14 protein-coding genes and 2 pseudogenes are annotated in these 16,794 nt (G+C 68.4%); 15 read left to right on the forward strand and 1 reads right to left on the reverse strand.

The features are described from left to right. Nucleotides 1-3: 3 nt before the first annotated feature. Nucleotides 4-152, reverse strand: a pseudogene (locus tag HMPREF2581_RS33645) (hypothetical protein); the annotation flags it as partial. Between HMPREF2581_RS33645 and HMPREF2581_RS33365 the strand changes: the two are divergent. The 15 genes and pseudogenes from HMPREF2581_RS33365 to HMPREF2581_RS24365 form a co-directional block, all read left to right on the forward strand. After that, a pseudogene (locus tag HMPREF2581_RS33365) lies at nt 135-320 on the forward strand (LysR family transcriptional regulator); the annotation flags it as partial. The pseudogenes HMPREF2581_RS33645 and HMPREF2581_RS33365 sit on opposite strands and share 18 nt — an antisense overlap. An 86-nt stretch (nt 321-406) precedes the next feature. Beyond that, nucleotides 407-1,564: a murein transglycosylase A gene (locus tag HMPREF2581_RS24295; RefSeq protein WP_003140475.1), complete on the forward strand. Its 1,158-nt coding sequence runs from the start codon at nt 407-409 to the stop codon at nt 1,562-1,564. 719 nt (nt 1,565-2,283) lie between these two features. Beyond that, nucleotides 2,284-4,104: a non-ribosomal peptide synthetase gene (locus HMPREF2581_RS24305; protein WP_016254133.1), complete on the forward strand. Its 1,821-nt coding sequence runs from the start codon at nt 2,284-2,286 to the stop codon at nt 4,102-4,104. After that, nucleotides 4,101-5,363 (forward strand): hypothetical protein, encoded by a 1,263-nt coding sequence (locus HMPREF2581_RS24310; protein WP_003109229.1) that lies wholly within the window; start codon nt 4,101-4,103, stop codon nt 5,361-5,363. Before HMPREF2581_RS24305 ends, HMPREF2581_RS24310 begins: the two co-directional genes overlap by 4 nt. Beyond that, a complete protein-coding gene (locus tag HMPREF2581_RS24315; protein WP_003109228.1) occupies nt 5,357-5,971 on the forward strand; it encodes an alpha/beta fold hydrolase in 615 nt (204 codons plus the stop codon). Before HMPREF2581_RS24310 ends, HMPREF2581_RS24315 begins: the two co-directional genes overlap by 7 nt. Beyond that, the gene (locus HMPREF2581_RS24320) at nt 5,968-6,846 is read left to right on the forward strand and encodes a phytanoyl-CoA dioxygenase family protein (protein WP_003082507.1); all 879 of its coding nucleotides are present in this window, start codon (nt 5,968-5,970) and stop codon (nt 6,844-6,846) included. The genes HMPREF2581_RS24315 and HMPREF2581_RS24320 overlap by 4 nt, the downstream gene beginning before the upstream one ends. After that, nucleotides 6,843-8,210 (forward strand): 2-isopropylmalate synthase, encoded by a 1,368-nt coding sequence (locus HMPREF2581_RS24325; protein WP_003086676.1) that lies wholly within the window; start codon nt 6,843-6,845, stop codon nt 8,208-8,210. Before HMPREF2581_RS24320 ends, HMPREF2581_RS24325 begins: the two co-directional genes overlap by 4 nt. After that, complete coding sequence (locus tag HMPREF2581_RS24330; RefSeq protein WP_003112447.1) at nt 8,207-8,953, forward strand: class I SAM-dependent methyltransferase; 747 nt, start codon at nt 8,207-8,209, stop codon at nt 8,951-8,953. Before HMPREF2581_RS24325 ends, HMPREF2581_RS24330 begins: the two co-directional genes overlap by 4 nt. Before the next feature lie 9 nt (nt 8,954-8,962). Continuing rightward, nucleotides 8,963-10,441, forward strand: a complete 1,479-nt coding sequence (locus tag HMPREF2581_RS24335; protein ID WP_003086670.1) for an ANL family adenylate-forming protein — start codon at nt 8,963-8,965, stop codon at nt 10,439-10,441. Further along, entirely contained in the window at nt 10,441-12,039 is a 1,599-nt protein-coding gene (locus HMPREF2581_RS24340) for an asparagine synthase-related protein (RefSeq protein ID WP_003140482.1), read from the forward strand. The genes HMPREF2581_RS24335 and HMPREF2581_RS24340 overlap by 1 nt, the downstream gene beginning before the upstream one ends. Continuing rightward, the gene (locus HMPREF2581_RS24345) at nt 12,036-12,995 is read left to right on the forward strand and encodes a clavaminate synthase family protein (RefSeq protein WP_003082503.1); all 960 of its coding nucleotides are present in this window, start codon (nt 12,036-12,038) and stop codon (nt 12,993-12,995) included. The genes HMPREF2581_RS24340 and HMPREF2581_RS24345 overlap by 4 nt, the downstream gene beginning before the upstream one ends. Further along, nucleotides 12,992-14,221 (forward strand): MDR family MFS transporter, encoded by a 1,230-nt coding sequence (locus HMPREF2581_RS24350; protein WP_003082502.1) that lies wholly within the window; start codon nt 12,992-12,994, stop codon nt 14,219-14,221. Before HMPREF2581_RS24345 ends, HMPREF2581_RS24350 begins: the two co-directional genes overlap by 4 nt. Then, nucleotides 14,218-14,853: an alpha/beta fold hydrolase gene (locus HMPREF2581_RS24355; RefSeq protein ID WP_003140485.1), complete on the forward strand. Its 636-nt coding sequence runs from the start codon at nt 14,218-14,220 to the stop codon at nt 14,851-14,853. The genes HMPREF2581_RS24350 and HMPREF2581_RS24355 overlap by 4 nt, the downstream gene beginning before the upstream one ends. A gap of 117 nt (nt 14,854-14,970) precedes the next feature. After that, a complete protein-coding gene (locus tag HMPREF2581_RS24360) occupies nt 14,971-15,669 on the forward strand; it encodes a pirin family protein (protein ID WP_003140486.1) in 699 nt (232 codons plus the stop codon). A gap of 180 nt (nt 15,670-15,849) precedes the next feature. Continuing rightward, complete coding sequence (locus HMPREF2581_RS24365) at nt 15,850-16,785, forward strand: DedA family protein/thiosulfate sulfurtransferase GlpE (protein WP_003109223.1); 936 nt, start codon at nt 15,850-15,852, stop codon at nt 16,783-16,785. Nucleotides 16,786-16,794: the final 9 nt, after the last annotated feature.

Here is a 16,794-nt window from a genome sequence, read left to right on the forward strand (position 1 = left end):
CGCTCACTCCAGGTGCATGGCGAAACCGACCCGCTGCGGGGTGAGTTCGTCGCGCAGGTCAGCGCCGGGATCAGGTGGTCGCCGCCGTTCTGCCGGCGGAACGGGATCGGCGCGCAGCGCTGCAGGTCATCGAGGCGCCGGCCGCGCCGTTCGATCCGACGCAGTCGCGGCATACCTGGCGCGTCGCCGCCACCGACTACGCCGAGTCGGCGATCCTCCTGCCGATCCTCGCCAGTCTTCGCCGCCAGGCGCCGGGCAGCCGCCTGGCGGTGCTGGACCTGGCGCCGCCGCGAATCGTCAGGCAGGCGGAACGCGGCGATACGCTTCGGTCGTCGCCGCGGTTTGACGCACCGTCGCGCTTTGCCCAAGCTAGCGGGCTTCGATCCACCATCAGGAAGTCCTTGGCGTGAAGTTTCCGTTCCATCCCTGGCGCCGCCTGCTGCTCTGCGCGCTCCCTTTCGCCGCCCTGCTGACCGCATGCGACGACGGCAAGAAAGAGCCCCCGCCCAAACCCGCCGAAGTCACCACCTACAACAGCGTGCCCTGGGACGCCCTGCCGGCCACCAGCGACGCCGACCTGCTCGCCGGCTTCAATGCCTGGCGCTCGGCCTGCGCGCGGCTGGCCAAGGACCCGGTATGGGGCGAGCCCTGTGCGAGCGCCACGACGGTCGCCGCCGATCCGACGGCTGTGCGCGCGTTCCTCCAGGAGCGGATGCAGGTCTATAGCCTGCGTTCCTCCAGCAACGGCGACCAGGGCCTGATCACCGGCTACTACGAACCGGTCTACCACGGCAGCCTGAGCCAGGGCGAAAAAAACCCGGTGCCGATCTACGGCGTACCGGACGACCTGGTGGTGGTCGCGCTGGAAAGCGTCTACCCGGAACTCAAGGGCAAGCGCCTGCGCGGACGCCTGGAAGGCCGGGTGCTGAAACCCTACGACGACGCCGCGACGATCCGCGACAACGGCTCCAGCGCGCCGGTGCTCGCCTGGCTGGGCGACCCGATGGACCTGCAGTTCCTGCAGATCCAGGGTTCCGGGCGCATCCAGCTGGAAGACGGCCGGCAACTGCGCATCGGCTACGGCGACCAGAATGGCCACCCGTACAAGCCGGTCGGCCGCTGGCTGGTCGAGCAGGGCCTGGTGCCGAAGGAAGAGATCAGCATGAAGCGCATCCGCGACTGGGCCGAGGCCAATCCGCAGCGGGTCTCCGAACTGCTGGCGAGCAATCCCAGCTTCGTGTTCTTCAGCCTGCGTCCGGACAGCGACGAAGGTCCGCGCGGCTCGCTGAACGTACCGCTGACCGACGGCTACAGCGTAGCCATCGACCGCAAGGTGATTCCGCTGGGCAGCCTGATGTGGCTGTCCACCACTCGCCCTGACGACGGCAGCGCGGTGGTCCGTCCGGTGGCGGCCCAGGATACCGGCGGGGCCATCGTCGGCGAGGTCCGCGCCGATCTGTTCTGGGGCACCGGCGACGCCGCCGGCGAACTCGCCGGACACATGAAGCAGCCGGGCCGGCTCTGGCTGCTATGGCCCAAGGGTGCGCCGCTGCCCGCCTCCTGAAAACCTCCGGCCGGTGCCTACGCACCCGGCCGGGACGGCTGGCCAACGCAACGCCAGCGAGCGCCCGACACCGCCGACCAGCATCGACGGCGCCGGGCGCGCTTGCGGCAGCAACCATTCAAACGATGAATGACGCCGCAGAATCTTCTGTGATGATCGCCGCGCCAGCCGGACCTCCGCGCCTCGCCGCAGCGGCCAGGCCCCCCGACACCACTTGTCCGTGCTACCCCCGGCAGGCGTAGCCGCGGCAGCCTGCCTCGGCAAAAAGCCATCAGCCGGCGCGCTTCGACGCCCCTCATACCGCCCTTTCGCCAACTACCAATTCTCATAGTTGTGAGGGGAAATTTGTATCTTATTTTAAATACCCACGAAACATATAAAAACACACACAGCGAAACACTTCGGAAACCCAACGCAAGGTGGAAGTGCAATGCGTGACCGTGAATCCATTCTCATCGCTTTTCTCTCTTTCCTGACGATAAGTCTGCATGGCAGCAGTTGACTGCCCTTGAGTCGACGGCACTCCGTATTTCCATAACGTTTTTTCCGGGCAAGGCGCCTCGACGCTTGCCGCTCGCGTGAGCGAGCCGGTGGGCGGCGGACGACTGGCAGTTCCCGGGAAGACTCGGCCGCCGTCCTTACGAAAAACCAAAAACCCTTCATTTAGCCGAAGAAGCCGGCAGATGGACTCATTTTTTCAAAAAAAGGCGATTGCCAGAATGTCCCAGAACTCCCTGCTCGACCTGTACGCGCACCCAACGGTGGTGGCCCGCTTCAGCGAAATGGCAGCGCTTCATCCCCATCGCGAAGCCATCAGGGACCGTTTCGGAAGTGTCGACTATCGGCAACTCCTGCATAGCGCCGAACAACTTTCCGACTATCTTCTCGAGCATTATCCGCAGCCGGGAGTTTGTCTTGGAGTGTACGGCGAATATTCTCGGGAAAGCATTGTCTGCCTGCTCGCCATACTATTATCCGGCCATCACTACTTATATATAGACCTGAAACAACCGGCGGCCTGGAATGCAGAGTTGTGCCGGCAGGTCGACTGCCGCCTGATCCTCGACTGCTCGACCACGCCGACGCCCGCCAACGGTCTTCCCTGCGTCCCGGTCAGGCACCTGCCTGCCGCTCCAGCCTCGGTCGCCCGGCCATGCTTCGCGGCGGACCAGATCGCCTACATCAACTTCTCCTCGGGCACCACCGGCCGCCCGAAAGCCATCGCCTGCACCCACGCCGGCATTACCCGTCTGTGCCTGGGCCAGTCGTTCCTCGCGTTCGCTCCGCAGATGCGCTTCCTGGTGAACTCGCCGCTGTCCTTCGATGCGGCGACCCTGGAGATCTGGGGCGCGCTGCTCAACGGCGGCTGCTGCGTGCTGAACGACCTCGGCCCCCTCGACCCGGGCGTGCTGCGCCGGCTGATCGACGAGCGCGGAGCCGACAGCGCCTGGCTCACCGCCTCGCTGTTCAACACCCTGGTGGACCTCGACCCGGACTGCCTCGGCGGCCTTCGCCAGTTGCTCACCGGCGGCGACATCCTCTCGGTGCCGCACGTGCGCCGGGCGCTGCTGCGGCATCCGCGACTGCACCTGGTGAATGGCTACGGACCGACGGAGAACACCACCTTCACCTGCTGCCATGTCGTCACCAACGACGACCTCGAGGAAGACGACATCCCCATCGGCAAGGCCATCGCCGGCACCGCGGTGCTCCTGCTCGACGAGCACGGACAGGAGATCGCCGAGCCCGACCGGGCCGGGGAGATCGTCGCCTTCGGCGCCGGCCTGGCGCAGGGTTATCGGAACGATGCGACGCGCACCCGCGCCAGCTTCGTCGAGTTGCCCTATCGCGGCCGCCTGCTGCGTGCCTACCGTACCGGCGACCGCGCTCGCTACGACGAGCAGGGTCGGCTGCGCTTCATCGGCCGCGGCGATGGCCAGGTCAAACTGAACGGCTATCGCCTCGACCTCCCCGCCCTGGAACAGCGCTTGCGCCGCCAGCCGGGCATCCTCGACTGCGCCCTGCTGGTCCGCAAGCGCAACGGCGTCAAGCAACTGCTCTGCGCCTGGACGGGAAAAGCCGACGCCAGCCCACAGGCCCTGCTCCGCCAACTGCCCACCTGGCAGCGCCCGCATGCCTGCGTCCGGGTCGAGGCCTTGCCCTTGACGGCGCACGGCAAGCTGGACCGCGCCGCCCTGCTGCGCCGCCTGGAAGAACCGCTGGAGCGCTGCGCCAGCGCGCTCGATCCCGACCAACGCGGCTGCGCGCAGCTGTGGAGCGAATTGCTGGGTTGCGAGGTCGGCGCCGCCGACCAGGATTTCTTCCTCTGCGGCGGCAACTCGTTGCTCGCCCTGCAACTGGTCGCCCTCTGTCAATCGGCGGGTGCGGGAGCAAACCTGGGACTCGCCGACTTGCAGGCAAACTCGCGCCTCGACCAGTTCAGCCGTCTCCTGCGCAGCCACGGCCTGGCGCCGGAGCGTCTGCTGGAACGGGCGGCGACGCCGGAGCAGCCGCTGGTGCTGTCGAGGAGCGCGGCATGAACGTCGGTCTCTCCGCGGAGGTGCGCTACCACTGGTTCCGCGAGCACCTGGTGGTGGTCGGCGATTGGCACCGCCTGTCCCCCTCCGAGCGCGACCGCCTGCGGCACCAACCGATGCCGGATGAGGCCGCGCAATCCTTGCGCGTCGACCTGTCGCCCTGGTCCTGCGGGATGGTCTTCAGCGAGCTGCTCGGCGCCGACCTGACCCGCTTCGGCCTCTGCTACCTGGCTCCGGCCGAGGTGCCGGCATCCGACCTGACGCGCCTGGGTCGGCGCCTGCGCGAAGAGTTCCCGTTGCTCGACAGCCAGGTGGACAGCGGCGCGGAAGGTTTCGAACTGGTCGTCCACGGGCGGCCCGAGGAGAGCCCGGCGCTGGAAGTCGGCCCCTTCGCCGACGAAGACGCGCTCATCGCAGCGCTGCTGCAACGCCCGCATTCCCTGTTCGAGCGCGGCCTGCTGCGACTGTTCCACGGGCGCTGCGGAGGACGTGCGCGCTGGGGCGTCTGGCTGCATCACCTGGTCGCCGACGCCGACTTCGCCAGCGTGCTGCTGGCCCGCCTGGCCGCGCTCAACGCCGACCCCACGACCGAAGCGGCGGCCCCCGAGTTCGGCTTCCTCCAGCAGCAATGGCGCCTGGAGCGCCAGCTGCGCGAGCGCAGGACCAGGCTGGAAGACTACTGGAGCGAGCGCGGCGAGGCGTTCCGTGAACTGGCGAGCCTGCCCTGGGCGGAGCGCGCCAGCCATTGCGAGGATTTCCGCTTGGCCGCCACGCCAGGAGACGGCGAAGCCGCCCTGCTGACCCGGCTCGCCTGCGCCCTGGCTCTCGCCCTGGCCAGCCAGGGCGCCACCGGCAAGGTCCTGGCGCTGACCCCGGTCAGCCTGCGCAGTCGCCGAGGCACGGCGGTTTCCGGTTGCTGGCTGAACCTGGTGCCGCTGCTGCTGGACGCCGCGATCGCCGAGGACACCTTCGAACGACACAGGCTCGAGGCCTTCGAGCACAGCCTGCTGCCGGCGGAGGCCATCGCCGAACGGGCCGGGCTGCGCTATGCCGACGCCCAGGTGATGATCAATGTCATCGACCAGCCATTCCGCAGCGCCGGGTTCATCCACCGGCCGACACTGAAGAGCCGCCTGCCGCTGACCCTGACCCTGGTCCGGCGCGACGACGGCGGCTGGGACGCCAGCCTGGCCAGCCGCTTCGGCCGCGAACGGACCCTGTCGCTGGCGGCGGCCATGGCCGAGGCGCTGCGCCCATGCTGATCCTGCTGCCTGACTTCATCGGCCACCCGAGCTGCTTCCGCGGGCTGCTGGCACGCCTCGGCGCAACGGACTGCCGGCTGGTCGACTACCACCGGCTGGATGCCTACGCCAGCATCGAAGCCCTCGCCAGCCAGGTACTCGACGGCCTGGCGGAAGAACCGGACTGGCTGATCGGCTATTCCTTCGGCGGCCTGGTCGGCTACGAGATGGCCCGCCAGTTGCCGGCCAGCCGCCTGCTGATGATCGACAGCCACCTGCCCTGGCCGGCCCTGCGGCGAATGCCGCCAAGCGAGCAATACCAGCGCTGGCTGAGCGCCGAGATGCGCGAGTGGATCGCCCTGATGAGCGAGCTTGGCGAACTGCGCGAAGAGGTCCTGCTGCGCAATGTCGAGCTGTTCGGCCGCTGGCAGCCCCGCCATCGCCTCGCCCGCGCCAGCTGGGTGCGCTGCCGGGACGACGCCGGCCGCGACCCGGCCGCCGAACGCTGGTGCGACCTGATCGAGCGGCTCGACACCTTCCCCTGCGAGCGTCCGCACCACCTGGCCCTGCAGGACCCGGCGGTGATCGATTTCATCGTCCACACCGTCAGCAAGGAGTCCGTCCAATGAAACACTATCGGCAGGTGGTATCCCCGCAATTGCGCCAACAGGCGCTGGACTGGATCCTCGCCGCGGCGCAGCGGCCGGACCCGGCGCTGGAACCGGAATTCGACATCGCCGACGACGAGCGCCGCGAGGCGAAGAAGGTGCGCAACCTGCACCGCCACGACCCGCTCTTCTGGGACGACTGGTTCGCCCGCTCCGGGCTCGACGCGCTGGTCCGCGACCATCTGCGCAAGCCGCGCCTGCTGCGCCACGCGGCGTTCATCAAGCGCCATGCCGACGAGTCCTACATCCCGCTGCACCAGGACATCGCGCTGTGGGAGAAGCGCTACGAAAGCGCGCAGACCTTCTGGGTCGCCCTGACCCCATCGCGGAACGACAACGGTGGGATGTTCTATTACCCCGACGACCGCACCATCTTCCCCCACGAGTTCGACCTCGCCTACCCGATGTTCAAGTGCATCGACCTCCAGGCCAACGGCATTTCCCGCGAGCAACTGGTGGATGCCGAGCTGGACGCCGGCGACGTCCTGGTCTGGCCCGCCCGCACCGCACATGGCAGCCACAACAACCGCAGCGGCCAGCTGCGCATCGGCATGCCGATCGTCTTCGTCGAGGACGACGAATTCCACCAACTGAATCGAGAGGACAGCATGAAAACCTGGATCGCTTCCAACCTGAAAAGCGTGTTCCCGGACGAGGCAATCACCGAGGACAACCTCGACCACTATCTTCCGCAGCTGTGCGACTACTCGCTGAAGATGGTCACCTTCCTCGCCCGTTTCTCCCGCCAGTTCGGTCATGCGCCGAAGATCCACGACTTCATCAGGGAGCCGCGGCTGGCGACGCTGTCGGCCTCGGACGCGGGAGCGAGACGATGATCCGGGTCATCGACTGCACCCTGCGCGAGGGGTGCCAGGCCCGCCAGTGCAGCTTCGACAGCGCGCAGTCGGTCCAGCTGGCACGGGAAATCGCGGCGCTGGGGGTGGATATGATCGAGTGCGGCCACCCGCGGATTTCCGCGGACGAACGCGAGCGGGTACGCGCCGTGGTGGCGGCGGTTTCCACGCCGGTGCTGGCCCACGCCCGGGCGCGCCGGGAGGATATCGACGCGGTGCTGGAAACCGGTGCCCAGTGGGTCGGGCTGTTCGCCTCGATCAACGCGATCTCGCTGGAAACCAAGTTCAAGGGCATGAACCGCGAGGAGGTGCTCGAACTGTTCCACGACGCGATCCGCTACGCCCGCGAACGCGGCCTGCGGGTCCGGGCCACGGTGGAAGACGCCGCGCGCACCTCGGTCAGCGACCTGGTCAGCATGATCGCCACCGCGCGCGACGCCGGCGCCGATCGCATCTGCTTCGCCGACAGCGTGGGCATCCTGCTGCCGGACGAGACCTTCGACGTGCTCTCTCTGCTGCGCCACGAGTTCCCCGACGTGGTCTTCGAGTACCACGTGCACAACGACCGCGGCCTGGCCCTGGGCAACACCCTGGCGGCGATCCAGGCCGGGGTCCAGTGGCACTCGGCGAGCTGCAACGGGATCGGCGAACGCGCCGGGATCACCGATACCTTCCAGTTGCTGACCCTGCTGCACACCAAGTTCGCCGCCGACCGCTTCAACCTGAAGAACGTCCTCGCGGTCTCCGAACTGGTCGAGGCGCACAGCCGGATCAAGCGTTCGCCGATGCACCCGGTGGTCGGCGAGAACGCCTTCGTCCATGTCGCCCGCCTGCACCAGCTGGCCATGCAGGAAAACCAGGACGCCTACAGCGCCTTCGATCCGGAACTGATCAACGGCCGCGTCTCGCTGCAACGCTACACGCCGATGCACCGCCAATCCCTGTTCCTCACGCCTTTCGAGAAGTCCGCCAGCGAACTGAAGTACCACCGCCACGGCCCCGGCAAGCGCTTCGTCATGCTCGACCGGCGCCTGCTCGACGGCTCGCCGTTCTACTTCATCGCCCGCCAGTTCCACGACGTCGGCGACGGCGGGCCGGGCCACGTCGACAGCCACGTACACAACTGCGACTCGGTGTTCCTGTTCCTCGGCAGCGACGAGGACTACCGCGGCCTGGAGGTGGAAGTCCTGCTAGGCGGCCAGCTGCGCCGTTTGCAGAGCCCGGCCAGCGTGTTCATCCCCGCCGGCGTCGAGCACAGCTACCGCTACCTCGGCGGCAGCGGCACCTACATCAATTTCGTCCACAAGGGCGATTACCACGAGAGCCTACTGGAGATTACCCAATGAAGCAGTTCGACAAGCACGCAGACGCCTACAACGTGGTCCGCGGCAAGATCGCCTATCCGGATTCGCTCTACCGCAACCTCGCCGAACGCGCCCCGGCACGCGAAGCGGCGCTGGACATCGGCTGCGGCAACGGCGTCTCGACCGTCCGCCTGCAACCCTGGTTCCGCTACGTGGAAGGCAGCGACCTGGGCGAGGCGCTGATCGCCAAGGCCCGCGAGAACTACCCGGAGATCCGCTTCAGCGTGTCGCCGGCGGAAACCTTCGCGCCGCAACGCCGCTTCGACCTGGTCACCAGCGCCACCTCCTTCTACTGGATGGACCGCAAGCAGGTGCTGACGCGCATGGCCGACTGGCTGACCCCCGGCGGGCTGTTCTGCGCCTACAAGTACGACTTCCCGATCGCCTACGGGCCGCTGCGCGACTTCATCGAGCACGAACTGGTGAACAAGTGGGCCAAACACCGTGATCCGCGCCTGACCCGCTATGACGACACCCTGGAGATCATGGGCAGTTGCCCGCACCTGCGCGACTGCCGCCGCGAAGTGTTCGCCAACATCATCTTCCTCAGCCCGGAGGAGGTCGCGCTGTTCTTCCTCTCCACCAGCTACGTGACCCGCTACATCGAGCAGGAAGGCGGCGAAGACTACGCCGACCGCTTCATCGCCGCGGTGCGCGAGATCGAGAGCGCGCCGCAGGTGGCGGTGAACTTCGACATCCACGCCTTCACCGCGCTGAATCGCTGAGGAGCCGGCATGAGCAGCCTCCCCGTACCCGTATCGCTCGACAGCACCCTCCGCCATCTCGGCAGCGCCGACCCGCGGCGGCCGTTCCTGATCGACGCCCGCGAGCCGGAGCGACCGCTGGAATACACCTGGGGCGACGCCGACCGCCAGGTCGACGCCCTCGCCGAGCAGATCGCCGCGCATGCCTGCCGCAGTGTCGGCGTGCTGCTGGACAACAGCTACCGCAACCTCTGCCTGATCTATGCGGTCATGCGCGCGGGCAAGCATCTGGTGCTGATCGATCCCGAGTGGGGGGAGGCCGCGAAGCAGGCCATCGTCGACGAGATGCGCCTGGAAGCGCTGGCCAGCGAACATCCGCTCGAGGGCGCGCTGGCCGGGCTGCGCCTGGCGCTGGACTTCGAGCGCAGCGCGACGCGCCGGCTCGACCGCGCCGCGCACAGCCACATGATCCTGTTCACCTCGGGCACCACCGGCCAGCCGAAAGGCATCGAACTCAGCCAGCAGGCCATGCTCCATGCCTACCGCATCGGCCGCGACTGCCTGGGCATCGGCGAGCACACGCGCTCCGGTTGCTTCTACCGGATCAGCGGCCTGGGCATCCTCGGCATCAATTTCCTCTTCCCGCTGCTGTACGGCGGCAGCGCGGTGCTCCTGCCGCTGCACTGCTGGGCCGACAGCGAAGGCTTCTGGGAATACGTGGAACGCTTCGGCATCAGTTTCCTCTACCTGGTGCCGCCGGTGGTCAACCACATGGTCAAGGAAGGCTCCCCGCCGCCGCGCCGCTTGCCGTTGCAGCGCCTGCTCTGCGTCGCCGGCTCGGCGCGCCTGGACGCCGACCTGCAGGCGGCCTTCCAGCGCGACTACGCGGCGCTGGCGAACATCTACGGCCTCAGCGAGTGCGGCTTCGCCTTCCTCTTCGGCAAGCGTCGCGGCGACGCGTTCGACAACTCGGTGGGACCGGCCGTCGGCCTGGAACTCAAGCTGACCGACCCCGACGGCCGCCCGCTGGAGGGCAGCGGCGAACGCGGGCGCCTGTGGGTGCGCACGCCGAGCCTGTTCTCCGGCTACGTCAACCGCCCCGACCTGACCGCCCAGGTGCTCGAGGACGGCTGGCTGAACACCCAGGACCTCGCCTACTTCGACGAGGACCGCTGCGTGCACGTCCTCGGCCGTTGCGACGGCACCATCAACAAGGGCGGCAACCTGTTCCACCTGAATGAATGCGAACGGGCGCTCAACGGCCTGGACGAGGTGATCGACGTCTGCTGCCTGAAGGTCGACTGCCCGCTCTATGGCGAAGACTATGTCGCCGTGATCCACACCGCGCCGCAGGTCGAGTTCGCCTTCCTGCCCTGGCTCCAGCAGCAGCTCGGCACCCTCCGCGCGCCGCAGCGCGTAGTGCTGTCGCACCAGGCCCTGCCGCTGAATGGCGCCGGCAAGCACGATCGCCGTGCGCTCGCCACGCTGCTGCAACGGGAAGCCTCGTGATGTGCGGCATCCTCGGTTACGTCGGCACCGGTTTCAGTGTCTCGCGCTTCGCCGGAGCGCTACGCCTGCTGGCCCATCGGGGTCCGTTCGGCGAGGGCATCGCGGCCCTGCCGAACGGCGCCATCGGTATGACCCGCCTGCCGATGTCCGGCGCCGCGGCGGTACCGCTGCCGCCGCAGGAGGGCCTGCGGCGGGTCGCCTACAACGGCGAGGTCTACCAGGCCGGCTGCGAAATCCATGGCGAGATCCGCCTGCTGCTCGACGGCTTGCAGCGCGGGGTACTGCCGGACGGCATGTACGCCCTCGCCAGCTGGGACCCGCAGACCCGGCAATTGACCCTGCTGCGCGACGAGTTCGGCATCAAGCCGCTGTACTACAGCTACCAGCCCGAGCGCGGCCTGCTGGCCTTCGCCTCCGAGCCGCGGGCGCTGCTGCACCTGCTCGGCGGCGCCCGTGCCGACGCCGAGGCGATCGCCCAGGTGGTCGCCGCCGGCGTGCCGCTGGAAGGCCAGACCCTGTTCCAGCAGGTCCGTCTGCTACTGCCCGGCGAGGTGTTGCGCTTCGATCTCTCCCAGGAGCGTCCGCGCCTCTGCCAGCGCCAGCGGCTGGCCACCGCCCCGGCCAGCGAGGCGGACAGCCTCGACGAGCAGCTCGGTGAAACCCTCGAACGCTGCCGCCAGACCTTCCGCCCCTGCGCCCTGCTGGTCAGCGGCGGGGTCGATTCCAACCTGCTCGGCAGCTACCTGGACCCGCAGTTGCAACGCTTCCACCTGTGCCTGGAAGGCGACGAGGAAAGCCTGCTGCCACACCCTCGGCTGCAACGCTTCGAGCTGCGCCAGGAAGCCTTCATGCCGCTGCTGCGTCGCGCGGTCGGCAACTTCGGCGGGGCGACACGGATGTCCAGCCTGCTGATGTACCAGCGCCTGGCCGACGGTATCGGCGAGCAGGGCTATCACTGCGTGCTTCTCGGCGAAGGCGCCGACGAACTGTTCTGGGGCTACCCGCGCCATCTCGAACTCTGGCGCCGGCGCGACGCGCCGGAACCGCGGCGCTTCGCCGCCGCCTGGTTCGGCGAGTACCGGCGCAAGGCCGCGCTGCTGGCGGAACCGGCGGGCCGACGGGTCGCCGAGCGGATCGAGGAACTCGCCCACGAGGCCCTCGGCCAGGGCCTCGAGGCGGCGATCGGCCAGTTCGACCTGCACTACTCGCTGGAGCCGCTGCTGCGCCGCGCCGACCATCTGCTGATGTCGCGCACCATCGAAGCGCGCACCCCCTACCTGCATGGCGCCCTGGCGCAGCGCGCCGGGCGCCTCCAGCGGATCGTCGGCGACACCGCCAAGGCACCGCTGGTGGCGCTCCTGGAGCAGCGCGAGAAACGCTGGCAGGCGCAGCCGAAACGGCATTTCCGCCTGCCGTTCGAACGGTGGCCGCAGGCCCTCGGGGAAATGCGCCGGCACCTCGCCGAACGCCTGCCGGCGCTCCACGACCTCGGCCTGGAAGGCCTGGATGCACCGAGCGTCGCGGCGCTGCCCGGCGACCAATTGTTCACCCTCACCACCCTGTCGCTCTGGCAGCAGGAATACGGAGCCTCGCTATGACAACCATCCATCGTCGCCCCGCGCCCTGGCGGGGCAACGCGGTGTTCTGCGCTTCGGCCGCTTTCGCCGCCGGCCTGGAAACGCTGTTCGCGCGCCTGCTGGAGCGGCGTCCCGCCGATAGCGCGGAGGCTCTCCTGCGCCAGCGCCTGCATCACGAACTGGAGCACGGCAGCGGCGTGCTGCTGCACGATTCCGCGCTGCTGCGCGGACTCGCCGAGGACGAATTCCAGCGGGTGTTCCGCGCATTCTGCCAATGGCTGGGACGCACCGTGGCGATCAACCGCAACGGCGAGTACCTCAAGGAAGTGCGCGACCTCGGTCTGCGCGACGCCCGCGACGCGCCGCAGCGCGGCCACCTGACCAGTCAGGAACTGGCCTTCCACTCCGATCGCGCCGACCTCACCGTGCTCGCCTGCTGGTCGCCGGCACGCCGGGGCGGCGCCTTCCGCATCCGTTCCTCGGCCGACGTCCTCGCCACCCTGGAAGCCGCCAATCCGGCCTGGCTGCCCCTGCTCGGCCAACCGATCCCCCACGACCTGCGCGACGAAGGCGACGCCGACTACGCGCTGGTGCCGCTGCTCACGGAAACCCCACGGACCTTCGTCTTGCGCTATATCCGCAAGTTCAACGAATCGGTGACGCGCCACGGGCTAAGCCTCGCCCCGCAGGTGCGAAGCATGCTCGACGGCCTGGACGAGGCGATCGAACGCGCCGACGGCTATGCCGAACTGGACTTCAGCAAGGGCATGCTGGTGCTGGTGAACAACCACACCACCCTGCACGCGCGCACCGAGTTCAGCGACGACGAGCGGCAGCGCCGCTGCCTGCTGCGCTGCTGGCTGAGCAGCGAGTTCACCCGCGAACTGCCGGAAAGCTTCCTGCCGCTGTTCCACCAGGTAGCCGCCGGCAGCCTGCGCGGCGGCATCCGTCCCCTCGCCCAGGAGCCCCGCCCGTGAGCGACAACACCTTCAGCGTGCAACGCTTCCGCGCCCTGCCGACGGAAATTCACGTGATGCTCGTCGGTACGCTGCTGACCCGCGGCGCCTACTTCATGGTCTGGCCGTTCCTGGCACTGCTGCTGTGGCGCGAGTTCCGGCTGTCCGCCAGCGCCATCGGCCTGCTGCTGGCGCTGGCGACCGTCTGCGGCGCGCTCAGCGGCATCTACACCGGCTGGCTGTCGGATCGTTTCGGGCGCAAGCGCCTGATCTTCTTCGGCACCAGTCTCAGCGGACTTTCCTTCGTGTTGCTGGGCTTCAGCGGCCAGCCGCTGTCCTACGGACTGGCGATCTCCGGGGTGAGCATCGGCTGCGCCCTGCTCGAATCGAGCTGCAAGGCGCTGATCGGCGACCGCGTCGAGGATCGCCGCTCGCGGGAACTGGCGCTCTACTGCCGGTACTTCCTGATCAACCTGGGCGCCGCCCTCGGCCCGCTGATCGGCCTGACCCTCGGCGTCGCCGCCCAGGCCGGCACCTTCCTGGTCACCGCGCTGGTCTACTTCTGCTACGGCCTGCTGCTCTGGCGCCTGCTGCACCACCTCGAACTGAAGCGGCGCAGCCTTGCCCCGCGATCCTCGACCGGGTTCCTCGAAGCCTGCCTGAGCATGGCCCGGCATCGCGCCTTCACCCTGCTGTTGCTGTGCAACATGCTGGCCGCGCTGATCTACGCCACCTTCGATTCGACCCTCGTGCAGTACCTCACCCGCAGCGGTCTGCCCGACGTGGTCAACAGCATCGCCCTGCTGGTGACCATCAACGCGCTGACCATAGTGGTCGCCCAGTTTCCCCTCCTCCGCCTGCTGGAAAACACCGGCACCGGCGGCCGCCTGATGCTCGGCATGCTGCTCATGCTCCTGGCCCAGCTAGGCTTCGCCTGGACCCCGGTGACCCTGTTCGCCGGCCTGGCGCTGGCCACGGTGGTGCTCAGCCTCGGCGAACTGATCGTGTTCCCGACCTTCAGCGTGGAGGTCGACCAACTGACCCCCGACGACTTGCGCGGCAGCTATTTCGGCGCGGCCAATCTCTACAGCCTCGGCACCGCGCTGGCACCGCTGTACGGCGGGATCATGCTCGACCATGCCGGCAGCCAGGCGCTGTACCTCGGCCTGGCCGCGCTGTGCGGGGTGATCATGCTGCTGCAGGTCGGCGCAGTCGGCCTGCGCCAGGCCGAGCGGGCCGGCGGATGAGCGGCGCGCTGCTGGTCTCGGGATTTTTCCTGCGCCGCTCCGCCTGGTCCGTGGAAGGCGCCGGCTGGCGAAGCTGCGACCATCTGCGCGACGCGCCCGGATGCGACCTGGCGCATTGGCTGGACCAGGCCGCCGCCACGCTGGCCGGCGAGGAGCGGGTGATACTCTGCGGCCACAGCTTCGGCGGCTACCTGGCGCAATGCCTGGCGGCCCGCCTGGGCGAGCGCGCCGCGCACCTGTACCTGTTCAGCGCGCTGGTCAGCGAGGGCGGCGGCGCGCTGGAAAGCTACCAGGACAGCGGCCAGGACAATCTCCTCGGGCTATGCCGCCTCGACCCGCTCGGAGGGCGGGTCCGCCTGGAAGACCGCGCCGGCTTCCTCGAACTGCTCGGCGCCGAGGTGCCGACCAGCGCCAGCGAGCCAGCGCAATTGCTGATCGACTCGCCACGGCAGACTCGTCCAGCCTGCCCGGTCACCTACGTGGTGGCGGCCGCCGACCGGCTCAGCCCGCCGTCGCTGCAACGTTCCTTCGCCCGTCGCCTGGACGCTCGGGTGCGGGAATACCCGGGCGGGCACCTCGCCGCACTGGCGGACCCGCGCTTCCTTCGCGCCCTGATCGAATCTAATAATTAGATAGATAAATCCGAAAATACGCGCTTTTTTATCGCAATGATCTGACGGATGATGACCCCATCAACCGCCCGCACCCTCGCGCAAACGAGCGGCGACGGGCCCAATGGAGATCCGATCATGATCGAACGTCGTCCCTTCGACCGTCTGGGCCATGCCAACCACGGCTGGCTGAACGCGCGTCATCATTTTGCCTTCGCCGACTACTATGACCCGGAGCGCGAGGACTGGGGCCGCCTGCGGGTCTGGAACGATGACGAGATCGCCGCCGGCAGCGGCTTCCCGCCGCACCCGCACCGCGACATGGAGATCATTACCTATGTCCGCGAAGGCGCGATCACCCACCAGGACAGCCTGGGCAACAAGGGCCGCACCGAGGCCGGCGACGTGCAGGTGATGAGCGCCGGTACCGGCATCGTCCATTCGGAGTACAACCTGGAAGCCGAGACCACCCGGATCTTCCAGATCTGGATCATCCCGGACCGCCGCGGCGACCAGCCGCGCTGGGGCTCCAAACCGTTCCCGAAGGCCGAGCGCGACGGTCGTTTCGTCACTCTCGCCAGCGGCGACGAGCAGGACAGCGAAGCGCTGCACATCCGCGCCGACGCCGAGGTCGCCGCGGTGACCCTGAAGGCCGGCCAGAGCGCCGAGTACGCCCTGGAAAACGGTCGCCGCGCCTACCTGGTGCCGGCCACCGGCAGCATCGAGGTCAACGGCGTGCGCGCCGAGGCCCGCGATGGCCTGGCGGTACGCGACGAACCGACCCTGAAGGTCACGGCCCTGGAAGACAGCGAAGTGCTGCTGGTGGAAGTGGCCTGACCCGACAGCCCCTCGCCCCCCACGGGCGAGGGGCTGCTTTCGTTTCGCCCCAGCCCAGGGCCGCCTCTCTCGACGCAGCGGCGTTATCCGCCGCAACGCCTCCGGCCCTGCCGACTTGGTTCTTCCCAGCTTCACGCTTCGCGCTCACACTACCCGCAGAAGAATTCGAGAGGCTCCGCCATGCGTGAACTGCAACCCCTGCTGGAGAACCACGGGCTGCTCCTGCTGTTCCTCAACGTGCTCTGCGAACAGGCCGGGCTGCCGATCCCCGCCTACCCGGCGCTGATCGTCGCCGGCGCGCTGGCCATGCAGGGCGTCGGCGCACCGCTGGGCATGGTCCTGCTGGTGGTGGTGCTCGCCTGCCTGCTGGCGGACGTCGCCTGGTACCTGGCCGGGCGCCGCTATGGCGGCTTCCTCCTGCGCAGCATCTGCAAGGTCTCGCTGTCCCAGGACAGTTGCATCCGCCAGAGCCAGAACATGTACCTGCGGGTCGGTCCGAGGGCGCTGCTGATGTCGAAGTTCCTGCCCGGCGCCAGTGCGTTGTCCACCACCCTGGCCGGCATGACCCGCACCCACCTGCGCCGCTTCCTCGCCTACGACGCCGCCGGCTCGGCACTCTGGGCCGGTTCCGCGCTGCTGCTGGGGGTGATCTTCAGCGATGCGGTGGACCACCTGCTGGCCCTGCTCAGCGACTACGCGGCCATCGGCGCGCTGCTGATCGCCGGCGCCTTCGCCGCCTTCATCGCCTGGAAGCTCTGGCAGCGCCAGCGCCTGCTGTCGCGCAGCCGGCGGATTCCGCGAATCAGCGTGGAGGAACTGGAAAGCCTTCGCGAACAGGGGCAATTGCCGGTGATCCTCGATGTTCGCGCCCACCACGAGGACGAGCCGAGCGGCATTCCGGGAGCCATCCCGGTGGAGCTGAACGTGTCGCTGAAGGACCTGCCCGGCGACCTCAGGGACGCCAGCATCGTCATCTATTGCGCCTGTCCCCACGAACTTTCCGCCGCGATGCTTGCCCAGCGCCTCAACGCCTCCGGCTTCACCCGCACCTGGGCGCTGGCCGGCGGCCTGGACGCCTGGCGCAAGGCCTACGGGCAGGTCGCGGCGAACGCCTGAGCGGTGCCC

This window comes from Pseudomonas sp. HMSC057H01 (assembly GCF_001836405.1).
Classification (GTDB): domain Bacteria; phylum Pseudomonadota; class Gammaproteobacteria; order Pseudomonadales; family Pseudomonadaceae; genus Pseudomonas; species Pseudomonas aeruginosa.